The organism is Xanthomonas translucens pv. undulosa, from assembly GCF_017301775.1.
GTDB classification, from domain to species: Bacteria; Pseudomonadota; Gammaproteobacteria; order Xanthomonadales; family Xanthomonadaceae; genus Xanthomonas_A; species Xanthomonas_A translucens.
This window is the reverse complement of record NZ_CP063993.1, coordinates 1,650,997-1,676,452: the sequence shown is the minus strand read 5'-3', so window position 1 is coordinate 1,676,452 and position 25,456 is coordinate 1,650,997. Positions and strand designations below refer to the sequence as shown.

General features: G+C 68.7%; 20 protein-coding genes and 2 pseudogenes. 17 read left to right on the top strand and 5 right to left on the bottom strand.

Features of this window, described 5'->3' with window-relative positions:
• Nucleotides 1–25 precede the first annotated feature (25 nt).
• Complete coding sequence (locus ISN38_RS07140; protein WP_003465861.1) at nucleotides 26–481, bottom strand: nucleoside deaminase; 456 nt, start codon at nucleotides 479–481, stop codon at nucleotides 26–28.
• 122 nt (nucleotides 482–603) lie between these two features.
• Between ISN38_RS07140 and ubiE the strand changes: the two genes are divergently transcribed.
• The 5 genes from ubiE to ISN38_RS07115 all read left to right on the top strand — a co-directional run bounded on the left by ubiE (nucleotide 604) and on the right by ISN38_RS07115 (nucleotide 5,962).
• Complete coding sequence (gene ubiE, locus ISN38_RS07135; RefSeq protein ID WP_003465858.1) at nucleotides 604–1,365, top strand: bifunctional demethylmenaquinone methyltransferase/2-methoxy-6-polyprenyl-1,4-benzoquinol methylase UbiE; 762 nt, start codon at nucleotides 604–606, stop codon at nucleotides 1,363–1,365.
• A gap of 204 nt (nucleotides 1,366–1,569) precedes the next feature.
• Entirely contained in the window at nucleotides 1,570–3,507 is a 1,938-nt protein-coding gene (locus ISN38_RS07130) for a M1 family metallopeptidase (protein ID WP_003465854.1), read from the top strand.
• Between the two features lie 132 nt (nucleotides 3,508–3,639).
• A complete protein-coding gene (locus ISN38_RS07125; protein ID WP_003465851.1) occupies nucleotides 3,640–4,629 on the top strand; it encodes an alpha/beta fold hydrolase in 990 nt (329 codons plus the stop codon).
• Entirely contained in the window at nucleotides 4,626–5,345 is a 720-nt protein-coding gene (locus ISN38_RS07120) for a hypothetical protein (protein WP_047324539.1), read from the top strand. The genes ISN38_RS07125 and ISN38_RS07120 overlap by 4 nt, the downstream gene beginning before the upstream one ends.
• Nucleotides 5,336–5,962, top strand: a complete 627-nt coding sequence (locus ISN38_RS07115; protein ID WP_047324540.1) for an HAD family hydrolase — start codon at nucleotides 5,336–5,338, stop codon at nucleotides 5,960–5,962. The genes ISN38_RS07120 and ISN38_RS07115 overlap by 10 nt, the downstream gene beginning before the upstream one ends.
• 270 nt (nucleotides 5,963–6,232) lie before the next feature.
• Here ISN38_RS07115 and ISN38_RS07110 read toward each other — a convergent pair whose 3' ends face one another.
• Both ISN38_RS07110 and ISN38_RS07105 read right to left on the bottom strand, forming a co-directional pair.
• Nucleotides 6,233–8,215, bottom strand: a complete 1,983-nt coding sequence (locus tag ISN38_RS07110; protein ID WP_206712121.1) for a sigma-54-dependent Fis family transcriptional regulator — start codon at nucleotides 8,213–8,215, stop codon at nucleotides 6,233–6,235.
• 253 nt (nucleotides 8,216–8,468) lie between these two features.
• Entirely contained in the window at nucleotides 8,469–9,401 is a 933-nt protein-coding gene (locus ISN38_RS07105; protein WP_003465839.1) for a carbohydrate kinase family protein, read from the bottom strand.
• Between the two features lie 261 nt (nucleotides 9,402–9,662).
• Here ISN38_RS07105 and ISN38_RS07100 point away from each other — a divergent pair, with 261 nt between their 5' ends.
• From ISN38_RS07100 to ISN38_RS07070, 7 genes and pseudogenes are all read left to right on the top strand, one after another.
• Nucleotides 9,663–10,709 carry a rod shape-determining protein gene (locus ISN38_RS07100; RefSeq protein ID WP_003465837.1) on the top strand — a complete coding sequence of 349 codons (1,047 nt, stop codon included), beginning with the start codon at nucleotides 9,663–9,665 and terminating at the stop codon, nucleotides 10,707–10,709.
• Nucleotides 10,710–10,879: 170 nt separating this feature from the next.
• A pseudogene (gene mreC / locus ISN38_RS07095) lies at nucleotides 10,880–11,764 on the top strand (rod shape-determining protein MreC); the annotation flags it as partial.
• A 137-nt stretch (nucleotides 11,765–11,901) separates the two neighbouring features.
• On the top strand, nucleotides 11,902–12,390 hold the full coding sequence (mreD, locus tag ISN38_RS07090; protein WP_003465834.1) for a rod shape-determining protein MreD: 489 nt from the start codon (nucleotides 11,902–11,904) through the stop codon (nucleotides 12,388–12,390).
• Nucleotides 12,391–12,397: 7 nt separating this feature from the next.
• Nucleotides 12,398–14,452, top strand: coding sequence for a penicillin-binding protein 2 (mrdA, locus tag ISN38_RS07085; protein WP_058364666.1), 2,055 nt, complete (start codon nucleotides 12,398–12,400; stop codon nucleotides 14,450–14,452).
• Nucleotides 14,449–15,567 carry a rod shape-determining protein RodA gene (gene rodA / locus ISN38_RS07080; protein WP_003465831.1) on the top strand — a complete coding sequence of 373 codons (1,119 nt, stop codon included), beginning with the start codon at nucleotides 14,449–14,451 and terminating at the stop codon, nucleotides 15,565–15,567. Before mrdA ends, rodA begins: the two co-directional genes overlap by 4 nt.
• A 329-nt stretch (nucleotides 15,568–15,896) precedes the next feature.
• Nucleotides 15,897–17,234 carry a virulence factor family protein gene (locus ISN38_RS07075; RefSeq protein WP_058359086.1) on the top strand — a complete coding sequence of 446 codons (1,338 nt, stop codon included), beginning with the start codon at nucleotides 15,897–15,899 and terminating at the stop codon, nucleotides 17,232–17,234.
• Entirely contained in the window at nucleotides 17,231–18,640 is a 1,410-nt protein-coding gene (locus tag ISN38_RS07070; protein WP_003465827.1) for a glycoside hydrolase family 28 protein, read from the top strand. The genes ISN38_RS07075 and ISN38_RS07070 overlap by 4 nt, the downstream gene beginning before the upstream one ends.
• A gap of 108 nt (nucleotides 18,641–18,748) precedes the next feature.
• On the opposite strand, the gene ISN38_RS07065 is transcribed toward ISN38_RS07070, so the two are convergent.
• The gene (locus ISN38_RS07065) at nucleotides 18,749–19,036 is read right to left on the bottom strand and encodes a hypothetical protein (RefSeq protein WP_146169957.1); all 288 of its coding nucleotides are present in this window, start codon (nucleotides 19,034–19,036) and stop codon (nucleotides 18,749–18,751) included.
• Nucleotides 19,037–19,081: 45 nt separating this feature from the next.
• On the opposite strand from ISN38_RS07065, the gene mltB reads away from it, so the two are divergent.
• From mltB to ISN38_RS07045, 4 genes and pseudogenes are all read left to right on the top strand, one after another.
• Nucleotides 19,082–20,218 (top strand): lytic murein transglycosylase B, encoded by a 1,137-nt coding sequence (gene mltB, locus ISN38_RS07060; protein WP_038236564.1) that lies wholly within the window; start codon nucleotides 19,082–19,084, stop codon nucleotides 20,216–20,218.
• On the top strand, nucleotides 20,215–21,705 hold the full coding sequence (locus ISN38_RS07055) for a septal ring lytic transglycosylase RlpA family protein (protein WP_058195657.1): 1,491 nt from the start codon (nucleotides 20,215–20,217) through the stop codon (nucleotides 21,703–21,705). Before mltB ends, ISN38_RS07055 begins: the two co-directional genes overlap by 4 nt.
• 195 nt (nucleotides 21,706–21,900) lie before the next feature.
• Complete coding sequence (locus ISN38_RS07050) at nucleotides 21,901–23,112, top strand: D-alanyl-D-alanine carboxypeptidase family protein (protein ID WP_003465820.1); 1,212 nt, start codon at nucleotides 21,901–21,903, stop codon at nucleotides 23,110–23,112.
• Between the two features lie 354 nt (nucleotides 23,113–23,466).
• Nucleotides 23,467–23,825, top strand: a pseudogene (locus ISN38_RS07045) (ankyrin repeat domain-containing protein); the annotation flags it as partial.
• Nucleotides 23,826–23,876: 51 nt separating this feature from the next.
• On the opposite strand, the gene ISN38_RS07040 reads toward ISN38_RS07045, so the two are convergent.
• Nucleotides 23,877–24,839 (bottom strand): IS1595 family transposase, encoded by a 963-nt coding sequence (locus ISN38_RS07040; RefSeq protein WP_206712120.1) that lies wholly within the window; start codon nucleotides 24,837–24,839, stop codon nucleotides 23,877–23,879.
• A 352-nt stretch (nucleotides 24,840–25,191) separates the two neighbouring features.
• Here ISN38_RS07040 and ISN38_RS07035 point away from each other — a divergent pair, with 352 nt between their 5' ends.
• A complete protein-coding gene (locus ISN38_RS07035) occupies nucleotides 25,192–25,452 on the top strand; it encodes a hypothetical protein (protein ID WP_206712119.1) in 261 nt (86 codons plus the stop codon).
• Nucleotides 25,453–25,456 lie beyond the last annotated feature (4 nt).

Here is a 25,456-nt window from a genome sequence, read left to right as displayed (position 1 = left end):
GGCGCGCACTCAGGTCGGCGCGCACTCAGTCCTCGCCGATGTCCTCGTTCCACACGTCCGGATTGGCGGCGATGTAGCCGCCAAGCAGGTCGATGCACGCCTGGCTATGCAGGTCGATCACATTGACCCCATGCTCGCGCAGCCAGTCGATGCCGCCCTGGAAGGTCACCGATTCGCCGACCACCACGGTGCCGATGTTGAACTGCCGCACCAGGCCGCTGCAGTACCAGCACGGCGCCAGCGTGGTGACCATGATGGTGTCCTGGTAGCGGCGCTGGCGGCCGGCCTTGCGGAACGCATCGGTCTCGCCGTGCACCGACGGGTCGCCTTCCTGCACGCGGCGGTTGTGGCCGCAGCCCAGCAGGCGGCCGTCATTGTGGTAAAGCGCCGCGCCGATCGGGATGCCGCCCTCGGCCAGGCCCTGGCGGGCTTCGGCGATGGCGGTGTCGAGCAGGGCGCGATAATCGGGCGTGGTCAGCATCGTGGGGCCAATGGCGGGCGTGGCCCTGAAGTCTGGCCCAGGCGGCGGGCGGCTGCCACCCCGGCGCGGCGGCGGCGCCGCTTCACCGCCACGCACCGGCCGGCAGTGCGATAATCCCCCGCATGAGCGAATCCCCCTACACCTCAGGCACCACCCATTTCGGCTTCCGCGATGTCGCCGCCAAGGACAAGCAGAAGCTGGTCGGCGAAGTGTTCACCTCGGTCGCCGGCAACTACGATCTGATGAACGACCTGATGAGCCTGGGCATCCACCGGGCCTGGAAGCGTTATTTCGTGGCGACCGCGCAGGTCAAGCCGGGCGACCGCGTGCTCGACCTGGCCGGCGGCACCGGCGACATCGCCGCGCTGCTGAAGGAGCGGGTCGGCGACGACGGCGCGGTGGTGCTGGGCGACATCAACGCCGGCATGCTGTCGGTGGGCCGCGACCGGCTGACCAACCGCGGCCTGGTCGCGGGCCTGGACTACGTGCAGTGCAACGCCGAGGCGCTGCCGTTCCCGGACCAGAGCTTCGACCTGGTCACCATCGCCTTCGGCCTGCGCAACGTCACCGACAAGGACGCGGCACTGCGCGAGATGTACCGGGTGCTGAAGGTCGGCGGGCAGGCGCGGGTGCTGGAGTTTTCCGCGGTCACCGCCGACTGGTTCAAGCCGATCTACGACTTCCATTCGTTCAAGATCCTGCCGCGGCTGGGCAAGCTGTTCGCCAAGGATGCCGACAGCTACCAGTACCTGGCCGAGAGCATCCGCAAGCATCCGCCGCAGGACGCGCTGAAGGGCATGATGGCCGAGGCCGGCTTCGCCCGCAGCCACTACAAGAACCTGACCGGTGGGATCGTGGCGATCCATTCCGGTTACAGGATCTGAGGGTGTTCGGGACCGGGGACTCGGGACTCGGGACTCGGGACTCGGGACTCGGGACTCGGAAAAGCGCGGTGCTTGGGTGAGGCAGTGCGGCGCTGGCGATGCGTCCCTTGTGGGAGGGACTTCAGTCCCGACGCTTTTGCGCGCGCGCCGGCAGCGGCGGGCAGGGGCAGGTAAACTGCCGGTTTTCCCCGCACCGGTGCCGTCATGCGTTCCCCGCTCCTGCTGCTGCTCCTGGCCGCGGTCATCGCGACCGGTTGTTCCCGCCAAGCGCCCACCGAGGCTGCCGCTCCCGCCGCCAAGCCCGCGCCCGCCGCCGTGAAACCCGCCGACCGCAGCCACGACGAAAGTTCCTACGCCGAACCGGCCAAGGTCGTGATCAAGGACCTGGCGCTGGACCTGAAGCTGGACTTCGACCGCAGGCAGATCGGCGGGACCGCTACCTATACGCTGGACTGGAAGGACAAGAGCGCCAGGCAGCTGCTGCTGGACACGCGCGAGCTGACCATCGAAAACGTGCAGGGCGACGACGGCAAGGGCAACCTGGCGCCGCTGAAGTACGCGCTGGCGCCGGCCGACAAGATCTACGGCAGCAAGCTGACCATCGAAGCGCCGAACCAGCCGCAGAAGGTCACCATCGCCTACCATACCGCCGCGACCGCCTCGGGCCTGCAGTGGCTGCAGCCGTCGATGACCGAGGGCAAGCAACTGCCCTTCATGTTCAGCCAGTCGCAGGCGATCCATGCGCGCAGCTGGGTGCCCCTGCAGGACACGCCGAGTGTGCGCTTCACCTATAGCGCGCACGTCGTGTCGCGTCCGGACGTGATGGTGCTGATGAGCGCCGACAACGACCCCAAGGCGGCGCGCGACGGCGACTACACCTTCAAGATGCCGCAGCCGATCCCGTCCTACCTGCTGGCCATCGCCGCCGGCGACCTGGTGTTCAAGCCGATCTCAGCGCGCTCGGGCATCTGGGCCGAACCGTCCATGGCCGCCAAGGCGGCCAAGGAGTTCGAGGACACCGAGAAGATGATCGTCGCCGCCGAGACGCTGTACGGCCCGTACCGCTGGGGCCGCTACGACATGCTGGTGCTGCCGCCGTCGTTCCCGTTCGGCGGCATGGAGAACCCGCGCCTGACCTTCGCCACCCCCACCGTGATCGTCGGCGACAAGTCGCTGGTGTCGCTGATCGCGCACGAGCTGGCGCATAGCTGGTCCGGCAACCTGGTGACCAACGCCAGCTGGAAGGACATCTGGCTCAACGAAGGCTTCACCACTTACGTGCAGGCGCGCATCACCGAAGCGCTGTACGGCGCCGAAGCGGCGGAGATGGAGCGCGAGATCGACCAGACCGACCTGCTCGCCGAGGTCAAGGACATGCGCCCGGCCGACCAGGCGCTGGCGTTGCCGGCGCTGACCGAGCGCGATCCGGACGACGCGCTGAGCCAGGTCGCCTACGTCAAGGGCGCCTGGTTCCTGCAGTTCCTGGAGCAGCGCTTCGGCCGCGCCACCTTCGATGCGTTCCTGCGCGGCTGGTTCGACGACCACGCATTCCAGAGCGCCAACACCGACCAGTTCGTCGACTACCTGAAGAAGAACCTGCTGGCCAGCAAGCCCGATGCGGTGAGCGAGGCCGAACTGCACGCCTGGCTGGACGAGCCGGGTATCCCGGCGTTCGCGCAGAAGGCGCGTTCGCGCAACTTCGCGATGGTCGATACCGCGCGCATCGCCTGGGTCGGCAGCGGCACCCTGCCGGGCAAGCAGATCACCGACGCCTGGAGCACGCAGGAGTGGACGCGTTTCCTCAGCGGCCTGGGCGCCACGCTCAAACCCGAGCAGCTCAAGCAACTCGACGCCGCCTATCATTTCACCGGCACCGCGAACGGCGAGATCGCCATGCGCTGGTATCCGCTGGCGATCCGCAGCGGCTACGCCGAAGCGCGCCCGGCCGCCGGCGAGTTCATCGCCCGCGTCGGCCGCCGCAAGCTGATCCTGCCGATCTACGCCGAACTGGTGAAGACCCCGGACGGCCTGGCCTTCGCCAAGCAGGTCTTCGCCCAGGCCAAGCCCGGCTACCACCCGATCACCACGGTGTCGGTGGAAGACATGCTGGCCAAGGCCGACAATGGCGCCGCCGCGCACTGAGGCGGTGCGTCGATGGATGCAGCACCATTGGTGAGGGGAACGTCCCGCAGTCCCATCCAGTGCAGGACTTGGCGCAAACCGAGCCGCATGCGAAGGTAGGCGCATGGCCCGTTTCCGGTTCCCGGCTCTTCCATGTTGCTGCTGACGGTAGTGCTGCTGCTGGCGTTCACCGCGCTGGCCGTGGGTGTGACGCTGCTGGTGGGCGCGGTGCTGTTGTTGCGCAGCAAGCCGTTCCTGCTGGTGCGCCTGGAAAGCCTGCGTCAGCGCTGGGGCAGCGGCCTGCGGCGCTGCCAGACGCAGGTCGCCGGGCATCGCTGGACCTACCTGCACCGCGCCGCGGCCGATCCCGCCGCCCCTGCGCTGCTGCTGGTGCATGGTTTCACCGGCAGCAAGGAGAACTGGTTACCGCTGGCGCGCGCGCTCGGCGACCGCTATCACCTGTTCCTTCCCGATCTGCCCGGCTGGGCCGAGAGCCAGCGCATCGACGGGCAGGACTACGGCTTCGTCGCGCAGGCCGAGCGTGTGGCCGCGTTCGCCGCGCAGTGCGTGCGCGGTACGGGCAGCGAATGCGTGCTGATCGGGCATTCGATGGGCGGCGGCATCGCCGCGCTCGCCGCCGCGCGCCATCCGCCATTGTTCGATCGCGTCGGCCTGCTCAACGCCGCCGGCGTGCGCTTCGCCGACAACGCCTTCGGCCAGGCGGTGCTGGACGGCGATAATCCGTTCGCCGTGTACGACGCCGACTCGCTGCGCCGCTACATCGATACGGTGTTTGTGCTGGAACCGAGCAAGCCGCGCATCCCGTCCTGGGCGGTGTCCTCGATCGTCGCCTGGCGGCGCAGCGAGGCCGGTTTCGAGCAGCAGGTGCTGGCGCGGATCGGACGCAGCGAGGAAGCCTTCCTGCCGTTCGAAGAAGCCGCGCGCATCCGCCAGCCGGCGCTGCTGCTGAACTGCGTGCAGGACGCGGTGATCGATGCCAGCGCGCTGGCGCTGTACGCCGAGCGCGTGCCGCAGGCGCTACAGGTATTGCTCGACGGCAGCGGCCACATGTCCATCGTCGAGAAGCCGGCCGAGGTCGCGCAGGCGATCGATCAATTGATCCAACGAGGAGTCCCCCGATGAAACGCATTCTGCTCGGCGCGCTGTGCGCCGTGGCCATGGCCGGTTGCGGCGACCACGAGGCCGAACGCAAGGCGCAGGCCGCCGCCGAAGCGCAGGCCAAGGCGCAGGCCGCCGACGACCTGGCCAAGCACTACGACGCCGCGGTGAAGTCCGGCAACTGGGACCTGGCGCGCATCCATGGCGCGGCGCTGCTGGAGCAGTATCCCGGTTCGGACGCGGCCGAGCGCATCGAACCCGGCTACGCCGAGGTCAAGGCCAAGGGCGAGGCGGCACGCGAGCTGCGGCGCATGCAGGCGGCCTGGGAATATTCGCAGGTGCCGGCCGGCAAGGGCACGCAGCGCTCGGCGATGCTGTACAGCCGCGACAAGGTCGATGTGGACGGCAGCGGCCCCAAGCCGGTGCAGCTGGTGTTCCGCGACCACCCCGAATGGAAGCGCAGCGCCTATCTGGTGCTGCAGGCCGGCGATTTCCGTTGCGCCGGCGGCTGCAAGGTGCAGTTGAAGGCCGACGCTGCCGCGCCGCGCGCGGCCGCGGCGTGGCGCCCGAACACCGACGAGGCGATCGCGATGTTCATCAGCGACGACAAGGCGCTGTGGAAGCTGGCGCGCAAGACCACGGTGCTGCAGATCGAGTTTCCGGTGAAGGCCGGCGGCACCCGCACCGCGGTGTTCGAAACCGGCGGCCTGGACGGGTCGCAGATGCCGGGATGGGACTGAGCGTAGAGGCACCCGGCGCGCACCTGCGCCAGGTGCGGCACTGGGTGTTCGACATGGACGGCACGCTGACCCGTGCGGTGCACGATTTCGCGCTGATCCGCCGCGAACTGCAGATTCCGCCGCAGGCCGACATCCTGCAGCATCTGGCCGCGCTGCCGGCCGAGGAGGGCGCCGCTAAGCACGCCTGGCTGCTCGAGCACGAACGCGCGTTGGCCTTGGGCGCCGTCGCCGCACCCGGCGCCGCGGCACTACTGCGCACGCTGCATGCGGCGGGTTGCCGGCTGGCGCTGTTGACCCGCAACGCGCAGGAACTGGCGCGGCTGACGCTGCGCGAGATCGGGGTGGAGCATCTGTTCGAGGATGCCAGCATCCTTGGCCGCGACGAGGCGCCGCCCAAGCCGCATCCCGGCGGCTTGCAGCACTTGGCCGCGTATTGGGGCGTGGCGCCGCATTCGCTGGTAATGATCGGCGACCACGAATACGACCTGCAGTGCGGGCGCCATGCTGGTGCGACGACGGTGCTGCTGCATGCGGACAATCGCTGGCCGGCGCTGGCCGATTTGCATTTCGCCGATTGCGCGGCGCTGCTGGAATGGTGGCGGGGCGCGGCCGGGTAGGGCGTTCTTTTCTGTGGGAGGGACTTCAGTCCCGACGCTTTGTCGGTGAAGCCTCGTCGGGACTGTCGTCGCATTGCACACGAGAGCGAACCTGGCGCTCAGGCGATGCCGAATCGTGCCAAGGCTTGTTGTGGGAGCTACTTTTTGCGGGAGCGACTTCAGTCGCGACACCGGAACCGACCTGTATCCGGCTTCGGGGTCGCGGCTGAAGCCGCTCCTACAGAAAATGGGTACAGGAAATGGCGTGGTCGAGCGGCTGCGCGCCCGCACTCAAGCCGTCGCCAACCCATGCTTGCGCAGCTTGCGGTACAGGGTGTTGCGGCTGATGCCGAGCGCGTCGGCGGTGCGGCTGACATTCCAGCGATGCCGTTCCAGCTGCTGCTGCAGCACGCTGCGCTCGGCGTTGTCCAGGGCCACGCGGCCGGGCATGTCGTCGGCGGCGACCGCATCGCCGTTGACCAGGCATGGGCCGCTGTCGGCGTCGACGATTTCCTGCGGTAGGTTGGAGATGCGGATCATGCCGTCGGCGCACAGCACCGCGGCGGTGCGCAGCACGTTGCGCAGCTGCCGCAGGTTGCCCGGCCAGGCGTAGCTGAGCAGCTTGTGCAGCGCGTCTTCGCTGATGCGCACGTGGTGCTCGCCGCTCTCCTCGCGCAGCAGGGTTCGGATCAGTTCGGCCTTGTCGCTGCGCTCGCGCAGCGGCGGCAGGTGCAGCACCACGCCATTGAGGCGGTAGTACAGGTCCTCACGGAACTCGCCGGCGGCCACCATCTGCATCAGGTCGCGGTGGCTGGCGCTGACCACGTGCAGTTTCAGCGGCATCGCCCGGTCGCTACCTAGGGGGGGCACACTCTGTTCTTCCAGCACGCGCAGCAGCCGCGTCTGCAGCGGCATGTCGCCGATCTCGTCCAGGAACAGGGTGCCGCCGCTGGCCTGCAGCAGCTTGCCGTGGCGGCCTTCGCGCGCCGCATCGGTGAACGCGCCGCGGGCGTAACCGAACAGCTCGCTCTCGATCAGCGCTTCCGGGATCGCCGCGCAGTTCACCGCCACGAACGGCCGCGCCGCCCACGGCGAGCCGCGGTGCACCGCCTTGGCGAATTCTTCCTTGCCGGTGCCGGTGGCGCCGCACAGCAGGATCGACACGCGATGCGCGGCCAGCTTCAGCGCGTTGTCCAGATTGTGGCGCATGCGCGAATCGGAGCCGACGTGTTCGCGGGCGTAGGCGGTCTCGCCACTGTCGGCGCTGTCGGCACTGGCGGCGTGCGCGCGGCCAGCGGCCGCGTCGCGGCGCGGCGGCTGCGCCAGGGCGAAGAAACGGCGCCCGTGGCAGGCGCAGCGGATCGACCACAGCGTGCTGGCGTCGTTGCGCGCGCGCTGCTCCACCGTGTCGAAATCCAGTTGCATCACCTGCGAGATGTCACGCCCGACCAGCAGGCTGCGGTCGCCCTTGCCGAGCTGTTCCAGCGCGGCTTCGTTGACCGCGAGCACGCGGCCGTCGTCGCCGATCGCCATCAGCGCCTCGTGCAGCAGGCCGGCGAACTCCGGGCGGCTGTGGAAGCGCAGGATCCACGCATGCCGGTATTGCTCCAGGAAATACGAGCGCGCGATCTGCGCCGCGGACATGCCCACCAGCGCGCTGGTGTGGCGCTGCGCCAGCTTGGTGTCGCGCGCGTCCGGGGTGGAGGCGTCCAGGACCGCCAGCAGTTGCCCGTGCGGGTCCAGGATCGGCGCGCCGCTGCACGACAGCGGCAGGTGCCGGATCAGGTAATGCTCGCCGCGGTGCACGCCGAGTGCGCTGCGTTCCACCGCGCAGGTGCCGATGCCGTTGGTGCCCTGGTAGCGCTCGGCCCAGCTGGCGCCGCAGAACAACCCGGTCTCGCGGAATTCGCGCAGCAGCCCCGGGTCCTGCACGCTGTGCAGCAAAGTCGCCTCGGCGTCGGCGAACACCACCGCATAGCCACCGCCGGCGATCTGCTCGTAGAGCTTCTCGATCTCCACCTTGGCGATGCGCAGCACCTGCTCCAGCCGCTGCCGGCGCTCGCGCAGTCCGCTGCCGTCATGGACCATCGGCGAAGGGTGGGTATCCGGGTTCAGCCCGTACTCGTCCAGGCAGCGTTGCCAGGAACGCGCCAGCGCCGGCGGCAACGGCTCGATCTGGCGGAAATAGCGCATCCGCATCAGTAATGCGGATTCGGCGGCACACGACGGCCCGGCCTTGGCCTGCGGGAGGTTGGCGACAGTCAGTTCCGACACGTGGCGCATCCTCGGTCCCCACCCGGGGCCAGGCAGGCAGTGACGCACAAACGGGTGCCGCGCTCAAACCGCAGTGCAGCAAAAGCCGGGAACGGGGAGTGGGGAATGGCAGGAGCGGCTCGTCTGCGGCGGATTCTTTCCCGGCGCCTGGTCCAGCCAAAAAACCGCATGTTTGTGCGGTTTCGTTATGCAGTTACAGCGTCGGCAACCGGCTTTTTTGCGAATCCCCATTCCCGAATGCCCTTTCCCGGCCTTACAGCGCGTACCCGAACTGCTGCTTGAACTGGTCGTTGAACTCGTCGAAGTCGAAGCGCTGGTTCTGGGTGCCCGGGTGTTCCACCTTCAACGCGCCCATCAGGTTGCCCATGCGCCCGATCGTCAGCCAGTCGCAGCCGCGCTCGATGCCGAAGATCAGGCCGGCGCGGAACGCGTCGCCGCAGCCGGTCGGGTCGACCACGCGGCGCTCGTGCGCCGGCGGGACGTCGTAGGTCTTGTCGGGGGTGTACACCAGCGCGCCCTTCGGACCCTGGGTGGTGATGTAGGCCTGCACCCGCGAGACGATGTCCTGCTCGTTCCAGCCGGTTCGCTCCTGCAGCAGGTTGGACTCGTAGTCGTTGACCACCACGTAGTCGGCCTGCTCGATGAAGGTGCGCAGTTCCGGGCCGTTGAACAGCGGCATCGCCTGGCCGGGATCGAAGATGAAGGGGATGCCGCCGGCGGCGAACTCCTCGGCGTTCTGGATCATGCCCTCGCGCCCGTCCGGGCCGACCAGGCCCAGGGTCACGCCCGGCACGTCGCGCACGTGGTTCTCGTAGCTGCGCATCATCGCACCGGGATGGAACGCGGTGATCTGGTTGTTGTCGTGATCGGTGGTGATGAACGCCTGCGGGGTGAACAGGTCCTCGATCACCTTGACCCGCGACAGGTCGATGCCCAATGTCTCGAAATGCTCGCGGTAGGGGCCGAAATCCTGGCCCACCGTGCCCATCGGGATCGGGTCGCCGCCCAGCAGGTGCAGGTTGTAGGCGATGTTGCCGGCGCAGCCGCCGAACTCGCGGCGCATCCGCGGCACCAGGAACGACACGTTCAGGATGTGCACCTTGTCCGGCAGGATGTGGTTCTTGAACTGGTCCGGGAACACCATGATGGTGTCGAAAGCGAGGGAACCACAGATCAGTGCGGACATCGGGCAGGCCTTGGCGGAGGGATGAGCCCGCATTCAGGCGGGCAGCGTGCGGGGTCGCCGCGGCGCAAAGGGTAACGGCTGCGGCCGGGCAGGGCCACTAGCACGATGCACGGCGCCCCTGCGAGCGCATGCAAGGCGCGGTTTTAGCGAGAATTTTCCTTGCCCGCACCTAGGTGGGTTGTTACGCTAGCAGACTTCGTTTTCTGCCCATTTTTTCGCCATTCGGCGACGGCACGCGACTCTCCAGGACTCAATTCCACGATGTTCAAGAAACTCCGCGGCATGTTCTCCAACGACCTGTCCATCGATCTGGGCACGGCCAACACCCTCATCTACGTGCGTGGCCAGGGCATCGTGCTGAACGAACCGTCGGTGGTCGCGGTGCGCCAGGATCGCGCGATCGGCGGCACCCGGTCGGTGGCCGCGGTCGGCGCCGAGGCCAAGCAGATGCTCGGCCGCACCCCCGGCCACATCACCACCATCCGCCCGATGAAGGACGGCGTCATCGCCGACTTCACCTACACCGAGGCGATGCTCAAGCACTTCATCAAGAAAGTGCACAAGTCGCGCTTCCTGCGCCCGAGCCCGCGCGTGCTGGTGTGCGTGCCGGCCGGCTCGACCCAGGTCGAGCGCCGCGCGATCAAGGAATCGGCCGAGGAGGCCGGCGCGCGCGATGTGTACCTGATCGAGGAACCGATGGCCGCGGCGATCGGCGCCGGCATGCCGGTCACCGAGGCGCGCGGTTCGATGGTCATCGACATCGGCGGCGGCACCACCGAGGTGGCGGTGATCTCGCTGAACGGCATCGTCTACTCGCAGTCGGTGCGCATCGGCGGCGATCGCTTCGACGAGTCGATCACCAACTACGTGCGCCGCAACCACGGCATGCTGATCGGCGAGGCCACCGCCGAGCGCATCAAGCTGCAGATCGGCTGCGCCTACCCGCAGGAAGAAGTGCAGGAAATGGAAATCTCCGGCCGCAACCTCGCCGAGGGCGTGCCGAAGATGATCAAGATCAACTCCAACGAGGTGCTGGAGGCGCTGCATGAGCCGCTGTCGGGCATCGTCTCGGCGGTCAAGCTGGCGCTGGAGCAGACCCCGCCGGAGCTGTGCGCCGACGTCGCCGAGCGCGGCATCGTGCTGACCGGCGGCGGTGCGCTGCTGCGCGACCTGGACCGGCTGATCTCCGAGGAGACCGGCCTGCACGTGCAGGTCGCCGACGACCCGCTGACCTGCGTGGCACGCGGCGGCGGCCGTGCGCTGGAGCTGGTGGACATGCACGGCAACGAGTTCTTCGCGCCGGAGTGATGGTGAGGCCGGCAATCGGGAATGGGGAATGGGAAATCGAACCCCCCATCCGCACCGACATTGCCGGCCCCGCGTCCGCCACCGTGCCCGCGCCCCGGCCCGATCGAGCCGCGAGCGCGCTGTCGTTTTCCGATTCCTTCTTCCCGATTCCCCTTTCCCGGCTCTAGCCCGTGCCTCCCTACGCCGGTCCTCCCGTCACTGCCCGCCCGGGCGAAGCCGCCAGCACGCCGCGCCTGCTGGCGTACCTGGCCCTGGCGGTGGTGCTGATCGTGCTCGACGCGCAGGCCGGCTGGCTGAAGCAGGTGCGCAGCCAGACCAACCTGCTGGTGCAGCCGCTGTGGGCCTTGGCCGGGCTGCCCGGCCGGGTCGGCTCGCAGGTGCAGGAGCGCGCCGCCAGCCATGCGCAGCTGGTCAGGGAAAACCGTGCGCTGCGCAACGAACTGCTGATCGCCAAGGCGCGCCTGACCCGGCTGCAGACGGCAGCGCTGGACAACGCGCAGCTGCGCGAGCTGCTGGGGGTGGCCGAACGCCGCGGCCTGGACGTGCAGCTGGCGCCGATCCTGGACATCGACCTGGACCCGACCCGGCAGCGCCTGGTGCTGGATGCCGGCGGCCGCGACGGCGTGCACGTCGGCCAGGCGGTGATCGACGCCGGCGGGCTGATGGGCCAGGTGATCGAGGTGACCCCGCTGCATTCCACCGTGCTGCTGCTGACCGATCCGGACCATGCGGTGCCGGTGACGGTGGCGCGCAACGGCGTGCGCCTGATCGTCTACGGCCGCGGCGACACCCTGGAGCTGCGCGACGTGCCGCTCAGCGCCGGGGTCGAGGTCGGCGACGAGATCGTCACCTCCGGCCTGGGCGGGCGCTTCCCGGCCGGCTTCCCGGTCGGCACCGTGGCGACGCTGCGCCCGGACGACACCCATGCCTTCCTGGTCGGCAATCTGAAGCCGGCGGCGAAGCTGGACCGGGGGCGGGACGTGTTGTTGTTGAAGCCGGGACTCGGGACTCGGGACTCGGGACTCGGACACGGCGACAGCAACGGCAACGGCAACGGCGATGCGGTGCATGCGGCGGCGCAAGGGCGCGGTTCTGCGCCGGCCGCTGGCCCGGTATCCGGCCATGTCCCGGCTTCTGATCGAGTCCCGAGTCCCGAGTCCCTAGTCCCGCCGGCTCCCAAGGAGCCGCAGCAATGAGCCGCCCCCGCAGCAAGGGCTGGGTCCTCCCAGTCAGCGTGCTCCTGGCGCTGCTGCTGGGCCTGCTGCCGTTGCCGCTGCTGCTGCAGCCGCTGCGGCCGTACTGGCTGGCGCTGGTGGTGGCGTACTGGGTGATCGAGACCCCGGACACGGTCGGGCTGGGCTTCGCCTTCGCCATCGGCGTGGTCGCCGACCTGCTGTACGGTGGGGTGCTCGGCGAGCAGGCGCTGCGGCTGGTGATCCTGAGCTTCATCCTGCAGCGCTTCCGCGCGCGCATCCGCTTCTTCCCTATGTCGCAGCAGGCGCTGGCGATCGGCGGCTTGCTGGTCAACGATCGTATCGTCGCCGCGGCCGTGCACCTGGCGGTGGGCGAGCCGACCCTGCCGTGGAACTACTGGTGGGCGCCGCTGCTGGGCATGGCGTTGTGGCCGCCGCTGTTCGTGCTGCTGGACGCGCTGCGGCTGGGTCGGCGGAGCAAGAAGTAGCGTGGCCCTGCACACCCGCCGCACGCAGAAGAACCCGCACGCCGAGGCCGAGCAGTTCCGGCGCCGCGCGGCGCTGGGGTTCCTTGGCGTGCTGGTGGCGCTGATCGGCCTGGGCGCCTGGTACTTCAAGCTGCAGGTGCTGGACCACGACGTCTACGCCACGCGCTCGGACGCCAACCGGATCAAGCCGCGGCCGGTGGTGCCCGGGCGCGGCATGATCTACGACCGCAACGGCCGCCTGCTGGCCGAGAACGTACCCGCGTTCCGGCTCGACGTCACCCCGGACAAGGTCGACGACATGGACGCGCTGTTGGCCGAGTTGGGCAAGGTCATCGCCCTGTCGGCTGAGGACATCGAACGCTTCCAGGCCGCGCGCAAGGCCAGCCGCAGCTTCCGCCCGGTCACCCTCAAACTGCGGGTCAGCGAGGAGGAGCGCGCGCGCTTCGCGGTGGACCGCTGGCGCTTCCCCGGCGTGGAGCTGGAGCCGTACCTGACCCGCCACTATCCCTACGGCGACCTGTTCGCACACATCATCGGCTACGTCGGCCGCATCGACGAGAAGGACCTGGAGATGCTCGGCGAAGGCAACGCCGCGCTGACCCACATCGGCAAGTCCGGGCTGGAGCGCTATTACGAAGAGGAATTGCGCGGCAAGGTCGGCTACGAGCAGGTCGAGACCAACGTGCAGGGCCGCGCGATCCGCACCGTCGGCCGGGTCCCGGCGCAGTCCGGCGCCGACCTGCGCCTGTCCATCGACGCCGACCTGCAGCGCGCGATGGTCGCCGCGTTCGGTGACTACCAGGGCGCGGCCATCGCGATCGATCCGCGCACCGGCGAGATCCTGGCCATGGTCAGTCTGCCGTCCTACGATCCCAACCTGTTCGTCAACGGCATCTCGCACGCCGATTTCCAGGTGCTCAACAGCGATCCGTCGCGGCCGCAGTTCAACCGGCTGGTACTGGGCGGGGTGGCGCCGGGCTCGACCATCAAGCCGTTCATGGGCCTGGCCGGGCTGGACAGCGGCACCCGCCGCCCGGAGGACAAGATCCTGTCCACCGGCATGTTCTACCTGCCCGGGGTCAGCCGCGGCTGGGGCGACTCGCACCGCGGCGGACATGGCTGGACCGACTTGCGCAAGTCGATCGCGCAGTCGGTCAACACCTATTACTACAAGCTGGCCGTCGACATGGGCATCGGCAAGGTCGACCAGTACATGAACCGCTACGGCTTCGGCGCGCCGACCGGTATCGACCTGATGGGCGAGATCGGCGGCATCGTGCCGTCGCCGGCCTTCAAGGCGAAAAGCCGCAAGGAAGCGTGGTATCCCGGCGACACGGTCAACATCGCCATCGGCCAGGGCGACTGGAAGGTGACCCCGCTGCAACTGGTACGCGCGGTGGCCGGCATCGCCGATGGCCAGCTGCGCACCCCGCACCTGGTGATGGCCCAGCGCGGCGCGTTCGACCAGCCGTGGGCGCCGGTGGCGCTCGGCCCGGGCAAGCCGATCAGCGACAATCCCGGCAACCTGCAGGCGGTGCGCGAGGGCATGATGGACACCATGCGTCCCGGCGGCAGCGGGCATGCGATCGCCGTCAGCGCGCCGTACCAGATGGCCGGCAAGACCGGCACCGCGCAGGTGGTCAGCCGCAAGGGCCTGGCCGCGGTGGATCCGCGCAGCCTGCCGATGCACCTGCGCCACCGCTCGCTGTTCGAGGGCTTCGCCCCGGCCGCGGAGCCGACCATCGCGCTGGCGGTGGCGGTGGAAGGCGGCGGTTACGGCGCCAGCACCGCCGCACCGATCGCGCGCAAGATCTTCGATGCCTGGTTGCTTGGGCGCCTGCCCGCCGGCATCGAGCCCCTGGACAGCCTGCGTGGCGCCACCGCGTTCGGCAGCCGGCTTTACTATGCCGAGGATCCGGGCTCGCGCGCCGCCGCCGACGCAGCGGCGCTGGCCGCCGGCGAACGCCTGGTGCTGGTCGGGCCGGTGGTGGTGGATGCGGCCGCGGTGCCGCCGCCGGACGCGCCGCCGCCGATCCCCGACGAGATCCCGGACGAGCGATGAAGGATTTCCTGCGCTGGCTGGCCGATCTCGGCGGCCGTTTCGCCCGCACCCTGGACTGGCCGATGTGCCTGGCCCTGGGGGCGCTGATGGTGATCGGCCTGGCCGTGCTCAAGAGCGCCGGCGGCCAGGCCGGCGGCAACCATCTGATGCTGGCCCAGGCCATCCGCTTTGCGATCGGCACGGCGGCGATGTGGGGCCTGTCGCGGGTCTCGGCGCTGCGCCTGCGCGCCTGGACGCCGCTGATCTACGCGCTGTCGATGCTGCCGCTGCTGGCGGTGTTCGCGCTGGGTACCGGCAAGTACGGCCGGCAGTGGCTGGATCTGAAGGTGTTCTACCTGCAGCCGGCCGAGTTGCTGAAGATCAGCATGCCGATGATGGTGGCCTGGTACCTGCACCGCATGCCGCTGCCGCCGCGCCTGCCCACGGTGCTGGTCAGTGCGGTGATCATCGGCCTGCCGACCGCATTGATCATGCTGCAGCCTGACTTCGGCACCGGCGTGCTGATCGCCGCCAGCGGCGGCTTCGTGCTGCTGCTGGCCGGGCTGCCGTGGTGGTGGGTCGGCATCGCGGTGGGCGGCGTCGCCGCGGCTGCGCCGGTGGCCTGGCTGTGGTTGCTGCGGCCTTACCAGAAGGACCGCATCATGATGTTCCTCAATCCGGAGAACGATGCGCTCGGCGCCGGCTGGAACATCATCCAGTCCAAGATCGCGATCGGCTCCGGCGGCCTGCACGGCAAGGGCTGGGGCCTGGGCTCGCAGTCGCATCTGAACTTCATCCCCGAACAGACCACCGACTTCGCGTTCTCGGTGCTCAGCGAGGAATTCGGCTGGATCGGCGTGGCCACGGTGCTGACCCTGTACCTGGTGGTGATCGCGCGCTGCCTGTGGATCGCCGCGCAGGCGCGCGACACGTTCTCGCGGCTGCTCGCCGGCGCCACCGGCCTGGCGTTCTTCGTCTACGTGCTGGTCAACGGCGGCATGATCTCCGGGCTGTTGCCGGTGGTCGGGGTGCCGATGCCGCTGATGAGTTATGGCGGCACCTCCGCGGTGTCGTTGCTGGCCGGTCTGGGCCTGGTGATGGCGGTCAAGGCGCACCGTCCGGTGCACGGCTACTGAGCGCCGGCATGGCCGGCGGGGCGCCGGCTTAACCGGAAGTATGCGGCGAGCTGCGCAACGATTGCGGGATGTGCCGGCGCTCGCCACAATTCGCGCCGATGCCCTGTGACGGCGCTGATGGCAGCGACCGGCCACGAGCGCAGGATCTATTCCGGGTAGCCATGCGCGGCATCGATGCCGCCCAGCCGGCCCGCGTCCATCGAGGGGAGCCAACGCAGCGCATCGTCGATCCGGCCTGGCCGGTGTCGTCCTTTCTGCGTCCGTCCGCCCTCCTCGCGTCTTCCCCGTGGTTCCTGTCCGCTCGGCTGTGCCGACATGGATGTGTGTCGATGAAATTCATGAAATTCCTGCTGTTGCTGAGCGTTGCGCTGGGCCTGAGCGGCTATGCGTTGATCCGCTACTACTTTCCTGCGGGTGCGATGCACAGCCACGGCTATGGCCGGGTCGCGCTGACCCAGCCGGCCGGCCCGGCGCAGGGTGTGGTGATCCTGTTCGCCAGCGGCAACCGGGCGCAGCGCCAGGCGGCGGCCGCGCGCATCGCCGCGACCGGCGCGGTGGTCGCCACAGTCGATGGCGATCGCTATCTGGCCCGGCTGCAGCGCGCCGGCGCCGGCTGCGGGCATGCCTGGCACGATGCCGAGCAGCTGAGCCGGCACCTGCAGCGCGACCTGCACGGCGACCGCTATTTCCTGCCGATGCTGGCCGGGACCGGCACCAGCGCGACCCTGGTCGAACGCATCGTCGGCGCCGCGCCGGCGGCAACCCTGGGCGGCGCGATCGGCGTGGCGCCGGCACCGACCGAGGTCTGCGCCGGCACCGCGCCAGCCAGCGCCGCGCAGGGCTTCGTCGATATCGCGACGGCACCGGCCGCGGACACGGCGGAGGCGGCCGTGGCCGCACGCGTGGCCATGCACCTGCACACGTCGGGCAGCGGCGGTGCGCTCGACGACCTGCCGCTGACCGAATTGCCGGTGCGCGCGCCGGGCGCGCCGCTGGCGATCGTGCTGTCCGGCGACGGCGGCTGGCGCGACATCGACAAAGGCATGGCCGAGGCCTTGCAGCAGCGCGGCATCGCGGTGGTCGGCTGGGACAGCCTGCGCTACTTCTGGCACGACAAACCGCCGGCGCAGGCCAGCGCCGACCTGGCGCGGGTCATTGCGCACTACCAGCAGCACTGGCACCCGCAACGCATCCTGTTGGTCGGCTATTCCTTCGGCGCCACCGCGATGCCGTTCATGTACAACCGGTTGCCGCCGCCGCAACGCGCGCAAGTCGCCTTGCTGGCCTTGTTCGGCGTGGACCGCAAGGCCGATTTCCAGATCCGCGTGCGCAACTGGCTTGACCTGGGCGATGCCGGCGACGCCAAGCCGGTGTTGCCGGAGATCGCGCGCATCGCGCCGTCGCAGCTGATGTGCGTGTACGGCGACCAGGAGAAGGACACGGTGTGTCCGCAGTTGCGCGGCAGTGGCGCGCAGATCGTCGCGCTGCATGGCGGCCACCATTTCGACCAGCATCCGGCCGGCTTGGCGACGATCTTAGACACCCGTTGGCAGCAACTCGCAGAAGGCGCACGCCGTCCCGTCGCTGTAATCGATGCCAGGCATCCTCGCGTGAACGCAGTGCAACCCTCGCCACTGCGCACCCCGCCTGGAGCCCTGCAGCAATGACATCGCCCGCGTTCGGTTGCCTGCTGCTCCTGGCCCTGGTCACGCTCGACGCATCCGCCGCGACCGGCGATACGCGGGTGGTCGCCGAACCCGCGATGCCGAGTCTGTGCGACACCCTCGATGCCACGCTGCAGGCGGACGCGCGCCTCTTCGGCGATGCCGATGAGCAGAGCGCGCCGGACACCGCGCGCATCCAGGCCGCGCTGGGCAGGTGCGCCGCCAAGGGAGGACGTTCGGCGGTGCTGCTGCGTGCCGGCGCCGGCAATGCCTTCCTCAGCGGGCCGTTGAACATCGGCGGCAACGTGACCCTGGTGATCGATGCCGGGGTGACCCTGTTCGCCTCGCGCAAGCCGTCCGACTATCAGGTCGCCGGCGCCAGTGCCTGCGGCAAGGCCGCAGGCTCCAGCGGCGGCTGCCGCGCGCTGCTCAATCTGAAGGGCAAGTCGCTGGGCGTGATGGGCCTGCGCGACGGCGCTGGCGACCAGGGCAGCATCGACGGCCGCGGCGACCTGCCGATGCTGGGCGGCAGCGACAGCTGGTGGCAGTTCGGGGAAAAGGCCAAGGCGAGCGGCCTGACCCAGAACGGCCCCGACCTGATCAAGGTGCAGAACGCCAGCGACGTGAGCATCTATCACGTCAATCTGGTCAACGCGCCGTACTTCCACCTGTTCGCGCACATGGCCGACGGCCTCACGGTCTGGGGCGTGCGGGTCAAGGCGCCGGCCAGCAGTCCGAACACCGACGGCCTTGACCTGGACAGCGTCAGCAACGCCACGCTCTACGACAACGACGTGATGAGCGGCGACGACGGCGTGGCGATCAAGACCATCGCCTCCAGATCGGCCAACATCAGCGTGCGCGACTCGCGCTTTTACGGCACCCACGGCATCTCCATCGGCAGCGAGGTGATGTACGGCGTGGACAACGTCCTGATCGACGGCAACAGCGTGCTCGGCAGCGACGCCGACGGCAGGCCCAGCACCGACAACAATGGCCTGCGCATCAAGACCGGGCTGGCCAAGGGCGGCCCGGTCAGCGACGTCACCTATCGCAACACCTGCCTGTTCGGCGTGGCCAATGCATTGGTGATCAACCCGCTGTACGGCGGCGGTGGCAGCGGCACCGTGCCGAGCTTCGCCAACATCGTGGTCAACGGCCTGAAGGCGCAGGGGTCGGTGAAGGGCAAGGGCAGTTCGGTGCGGGGCTACGACGCCTCGGCGCCGCTGGACCTGGTGCTGGCCAACGTGTCGGCCGACTTCACCGCGCTGAAGGCCAGCAATGCGCGCATCGGCCTGGACCGCTCCAACCTGCAGCCGAGCGCCGACAGCACGGTCAGCACCTATGCGACCTCGGTGTCCGGCGCGGTGCCGGCCTGCGACAGCAAGCCGGTGTTTCCCGCGCTGTAGCGTTGCGCGGTGGCTGGCTGCGATGCGCGCGCCGCATGCAGTCGGCAATGCCGATTCCGGCCACGCTGCCGGAGTGCCGGAATCGGTCTACGCACCGGGCGCCGATCGTCACTGCCGACCCGGGATGCGTGCCTGCAGCCGGCCATCCTGGCCGATCTCGCCCTGCACACGCCGGCCTGTGATCGGGCGTTGCTGGTTGCGCTTGCGATGCGCTGCTTCGCTGCGCATCGCCGGCGCCGCGCGGTTTGGCCTGGGCAGTTTGGCGTTCGCCGCCGGGATTTGCGCGCACCGCGCTGGGCGCTGCCGGCGCCGTCCGCATCGCCTGGCGGCTACCGCGGCCCCGGCCGGATGAATACGCCAGTCCGCTTGACTTGGAGCAAAGTTCTTTTGTTTCATGGCGTTATTGGTGGAAATTCATCTGGACTCTGTTAACCTGCCGGCATGATTAGACGCTCGCTGATTTGCCTTATCACGCTTGGCTTGGTCGCATGCGCGACCCAGCCCAGGACTCCGCCATCGCCGCCGCAGGCCAATGCGTTGCCGCAAACCACGCCGCGCGCGTCACCGCCAGCGGGGGCGGCACCCGAAGCGGTGGCCGCGCCGCCGCTCGATCTGACCCCTGTGCCGTTCGAGGTCGCCCGCGCCAACTTCGTGCGTGATACCGCGTCCAAGTACGGCCTGGATCCGCTGCAGATCGAGGCGACGCTGGCAAAGGCGCAGTTCAATGACGCGATCGTGGCGGCGATGTCGCGCCCGGCCGAGCAGGTCAAGCCGTGGAACGAATACCGGCCGATGTTCATCAGCCAGGCGCGGATCGACGGCGGCCGCGCGTTCCTGGCCACGCACCGCGAGGAACTGATGCGGGTGCAGGCGCGCACCGGCGTGCCGGCCGAGATCATCGTCGCGATCATCGGCGTGGAGACAAGCTACGGCAAGAACGTCGGCAAGTACCGCGCGCTCGACGCGCTGTACACGCTGGCGTTCCGCTATCCGCGCAGCGGCGATCCGGCCATGCTCGAACGCGAGGTGCGCCGCGAACTGTACTTCCGCGGCGAACTCGGCCAGCTGTTCGCGCTCGGCCGCGAAGAGAACCTGGACATCACCACGCTGATCGGCAGTTATGCTGGCGCGATGGGCATGGGCCAGTTCATGCCATCCAGCTATCGCCAGTTTGCGGTGGATGGCGATGGCGACGGCAAGCGCAACCTGTTCACCGATTACAACGACCTGTTCTCTTCGATCGCCAACTACTTCGTCAAGAAGGGCGGCTGGGTCCGCGACGGCGTGGTGGTGGTGCCGGCCACGCTGCGTCCGGGCGCCGAGGAACTCAATCCGACCGACTTGACCCCGAGCTACACGCTGGCCGACCTGGCCGCGCGCGGCTACCAACCGGCCGCACCGGTGCCGGCCGGTGCCACCGCCACCCCGATCACGCTCGACGGCAGCGCCGGCAAGCAGTACTGGCTGGGCTTCCAGAACTACTACGCGATCACCCGTTACAACGGTTCCAAGATGTACGCGATGGCCGTGTACCAATTGTCCCAGGCCATCGCCGGCAAGGAGTTACCCCCGGCATGAACCCGAACGCGCTGCTCCGGATCGTCCCCGTCGTCGCGCTGCTGGCGCTGGCCGCCTGCAGCAGCGACCCGAAGAAGACCGCCGGCAGCGCTGCCGCGGTGTCCGGGGTCAGGGTGGGAGGCCGCGGCCCGGCGCATGTCGCCACCGGCTGCCCGTCCACCTCGCCGTACGCGCCGGCCAAGGAAGATCCGTCCACCCGCGGCAACTACACCGCCGGTGGCCTGTACGCGCCCGGCGTCAGTGACAGAACCCCGGACTACGTGCCCAACGTGGCTTGCATCCCCGAGCCTATGGTCACCGACGAGCCGCGCTCGGCGGTCGGCAACCGCTCGCCGTACATGGTGCTGGGCCGCGAATACACCATCATCGACGACCCGCACAGCTACGTCGAACGTGGCACCGCCTCGTACTACGGCAGCAAGTTCCATGGCCGCCTGACCTCCAATCGCGAGGTCTACGACATGTACGCGTTCACCGCCGCGCACAAGACCCTGCCGCTGCCCAGCTTCGCCCTGGTCACCAACCTGGACAACGGTGAATCGGTGGTGGTGCGGATCAACGACCGCGGCCCGTTCCACGACGACCGGGTCATCGACCTGAGCTATGCGGCGGCGGTCAAGCTCGGCATCACCGGCAAGGGCACCGGCCGGGTCGAGGTGCGCGGGCTGACCCCGGCCGACAATGGCAACCTGCTCGCATCGCGGCGCACCGGCAAGCAGGTCGCGACCGGCACCACGCTGGCCAGTGCGGCGGGAGCGGGCAGTGCTGCGCAGGCTGCCGCGGCACGCCGCGCCACCGACATGGACAACCTGGTCAAGGCCTTGCCGAGCAAGCCGTCCAGCACTGTGGTTGCCGCGGCCAGCGTGCCGGCACGGAGCGTCGCCACGTCCAGCACCGCCGCACCCAGTGCCGCCAGCGCGACCGCCGCCGCCGCCGCCCTGCCGGAAGGCGAGCGCTGGCGCTACCGGGTGCTGGCCGATGCCGACACCGCGGCCAACGCCGACCATTTCGACGACTGGATGAAATCGCGCGGCGTGCGCGTGGCCACCGGCAAGCCGACCAAGGTCCCTGCGACCGTGGCCGCTGCGCCGGCGCCGGCGCGACGCGCCGCCACCGCCACCGCCACCGCCACCGCCACGCCGGCAGCCACCGCCACGACCGTCGCGGCCGCGGCCCCCGCTCCAGCCCCAGCCCCAGCCGCGCCGGTCGTGTCGGCGACCCGCGCCGCCGCCGATAACGCCGCCGCGCGTGGTCCGCTCGGCATCCTGTTGCAGGTGGCCAGCTTCGCCAACCGCGAAAACGCCAACCGCGCGCTGTCGCAGCTGGCCTCGGCCGGCATCGTCGGCGCCAGCGTCAGCGACATCGTGTCCGGCGGGCGCACGCTATGGCGGCTGCGGGTCGCCGCCGAAGACCATGGCCGCGCCACCGAGCTGGCCAGCCGCATCGCCGGCCTCGGCTTCGGCCGTCCGCAGATCGTCAAGGACTGAGGCGCCCGGCGAAACCGCAGGCCTGTCGCTGGCGCCGCCGCCCGCGCCAGCCGTCGCCAGGCGCGCGTGCCGTTCCAGCGCCAACGGCTTAACGCCGCCTCCCGCCTGCGCCGCCGCCGTAGCTGGCTCGGCGCCGGCTAGCCCTACAATGCCTTGTTTACCATCGGCCCTCGGGCCTGCCAGGAGTCGTTTTAGATGAAATTCCGCTTCGCCGTCGCCGCCGTGGCCACCTTCGCCGTGGGCCTGGTTTCCGCGCAGACCCCCGGCCCGGTGCCGGCATCGCCTGCCACTGCCGCTACCGCGCCTGCCACCGTGGCGATCCCGCCGGCGCCCAAGCCGGCCGTGTCCAAGTCCTGGGTGCTGATGGACTACGCCACCGGCCAGGTGCTGGCCGGCGAGAACGAGCATGTGCGGGTGGCCCCGGCCAGCATCACCAAGGTGATGACCTCCTACGTGATCGCCGCCGAACTGAAGCTGGGCAAGATCAAGCGCGACGACCAGGTCATGCTCAGCGAGCGCGCCTGGCGCGAGGGCGGCGCCGGCACCGACGGCAGCTACAGCGGCTTCCCGGTCAACCAGGCCGCGCGCCTGGAAGACATGGAAAAGGGCATGGCGATCCAGTCCGGCAACGACGCGGCGATCGCGCTGGCCGAACACGCCGCCGGCAGCGAGGAAGCCTTCGCGTCGCTGATGAACAACTACGCGGCCAAGCTCGGCATGACCGGCTCGCACTTCGTCAACGCCCACGGCTTGTCTGCCGAAGGCCACTACACCACCGCCTACGACCTGGCGCTGCTGGGCCGGGCGATGGTGCGCGATTATCCGGAAACCTACGCCTATAACAAGATCAAGGAATTCAAGGTCGGCGACATCACCCAGCAGAACCGCAACCTGCTGCTGTGGCGCGACCCCAGCGTGGACGGCATCAAGACCGGCCACACCTCCGAGGCCGGCTACTGCCTGCTCAGCTCGGCGCAGCGTGGCGACCAGCGCCTGATCGCAGTGGTGATGGGTGACAGCTCCGAGAAGCAGCGCGCCGAGGACAGCCTGGCGCTGCTGAACTGGGGCTTCCGTTTCTACGAGACCCACCGCCTGTACGAGTCGGGCAAGCAGGTCGCGCAGCAGCGCGTGTGGAAGGGCACCGAGAAGGAAGTGCTGCTGGGCGTGGCGCAGCCGCTGCTGGTCGGCGTGCCGCGCGGCCGCTACAACGAACTGAAGCCGTCGATCGACGTGCCCAAGACCCTGGAAGCGCCGATCAAGCAGGGCCAGGCGATCGGCACGGTGAAGGTCTCGCTGGACGGCAAGGTGATCGCGCAAGCGCCGCTGGTGGCGCTGAAGGCGGTCGAGGAGGCCGGCTTCTTCAAGCGCCTGTGGGACAGCTTCTGGATGTGGTGGGAAGCCGAGTGAGTTGAAAAAAGCCGGCGTACGCCGGCTTTTTTTTGGGATTCGAGACGCGCGATCGGGGATTCGCGTCAGGGGCTGAGGGTGCGGCTTTCCAATCCCCGAGCGCCGATCCGCGTTTCATCAACGCCACCCGCGGCCTATGCCGGCGCTCGAGGTGAGGTCGAGGGTCGGTGCTGCATCAGGCTGATTCGGGCGACGCGTCTGCCATGCCGTGCCGCGTTGGACATGATGCCTGCGGCCGGGTCGTGTGCGGCATGGCTGCTGCCAACGGGCTGGCGCAGCCCGCTGACAACTTCTAGGCTACGGCGATGTACGGTGATCCCGTACCTGCGCCTTTCCCGTTCATGAGGATGGAACGTGCTTAAGTTGCTCCGCGCTTTCTCGCTGTCGTTCCTGCTGCTGGCCTGCTGCTGGCCTGCGCTGGCTGCGATGTGCTGTCGGTACCGCCGGCGTATCAGCAGTCCACGTACAACCTGCCCTCGTTCTTCCCCGACCCCAAGGCGCAGGCGCTGGCGGCCGAGCATGGGGATATCAAGGAAATCCGGCGGTTGATGAAGGAGGAGCACGTCAACCCGGACGTGATCTTCTCCACAGACGGCGATCCGCTGCTGATGTGGCCAATCATGACGCATAACCCGGATGGGTTGCGGGCGATGCTGGAGAATGGGGCCAATCCGAATGTGCGGAAGCCGGATCAGAAAGTGGAACGTTTTAAGGATGGTAGCGTTGGGCGTCATTTCAAAAGCGAACCTGATTAGCCCTGACCCTCAGCCATGAAAATTGCTTGCTGCACGCAGAACCGGCTCTGGGCAAGGCTTGCAACGCATCATGGAAGTTGCGAGTCGCGGCAGCATCTCGCGCAAGCGGAATCGGCGGTTAAAACGATAGGCGGCTTCGGCCAGGTAGCGCCTTGCGTATTTGCTCTGCGCGATGGCGTGATACACGCCGCTGATTGCGCGTTTGAGGTTGCCCAGCACGACGTTGACCCAGCGCGCGCCAGGCGCTTCAGTCGCCGCCCGCCCTCCGCCGGTGTCCAGTGTCGTATGCGCGTGCCCGGCGTCTTCCAGCCGACGGAAGCAGGCCAGTCCATCGGTGTAGACCTCGCACTCCGTCGCCAGGCGACGCGCGGTCCAATCCTGCAGCGAGGCGTTGTCGAAACTGCGCACCGGCTCGATCACCGCAAAACTCGGCGCAGCGAAGGTCGCATCGGTCTGCACGGCAATCAGGAACGGCTGTTTGTTCTCCGATCCGCGTCCGGCTTTGCCGCCGTTGCGCTCCCCGCCCAGGTAAGCATCGTCGATCTGCACGAACCCGCTGAGTGTGCGCGTGGCCTCGCGCTCGGCCATGGCCTGCATGATCTTGTGCTTCATCCGCCAGGCGGTCTTGTAGTTGACGCCCAGATGGCGCATCAACTCCAGCGCCGCCAGATTGGTCTTGGTTGCCGTCAACAGGTGCAAGGCCAGCATCCAGGTGCGCAGCGGCAGCTTGGTTCCTTCGAACATCGTGCGGGCCATCAAGGTGGTTTGATGGCGGCAGGCGCAGCACTGGTAGTAGATCGCCGCGCCGCGCTTGAAACGCGACCGAGTCCGTCCGGCACAGGACGGACAACGGAAACCCTGCGGCCAACGCCACTTGTACAAAGTGCGATAACACTTGGCCTCGGTGCCGTACCATGCGATGAACTGGGACATCGACAATCCAGGCTGGAACTGCACGGCATTGATGCTCATCACGCCACCTCGTCGGCTTTCAGGTGCCGCCAGCCTCTACCCAGCATGGCGCAGATCCTGCGACTATTGGCTGAGGGTCAGGGCTAATCAGGTTATTTCATGGGACCGGGTTTTCTGTCCAGCACGGCCAGAATCGATTTAGATGCCCCGTCACCTGCGCCTGAACACTCCATTCAGCAGATCCAGCAGTGCGACCAGCAACAGGCGCAGAGGATGTCCGAGATGCATGCGCAGAACGCACAGCAAGGGCAGATGCAGTCCGCCCCCATGATGATGTAGTCCGCGCCCGCCATGCTTTTAACGCCAAGCCGGATGGAATGGGCGCGTGGATGGCGGCCACGTGGCGCAGGCGATGCTCGATGCCAAGCAGGCCGGCATCGACGACGCCGGCAAGATCGACCGCGTGTTGATGGCTGAAGAGACGTTATGGGTGGCGGGAGCCACTGCGGGATTTCGTGCCGCCACGGAGGTGTCGCAGCCGTCCGCGCCGATGCACGACACGGTGCAGCAGGCGCAGGCGTTCAATCAACAGCGCGCGCAGCAGCTGGCGCTGCAGGCACAGCAGCGCCAGCTGGAGGGTCCTGGTGGCAGAGGTGGGCCTGTGATGAGGTGATGCC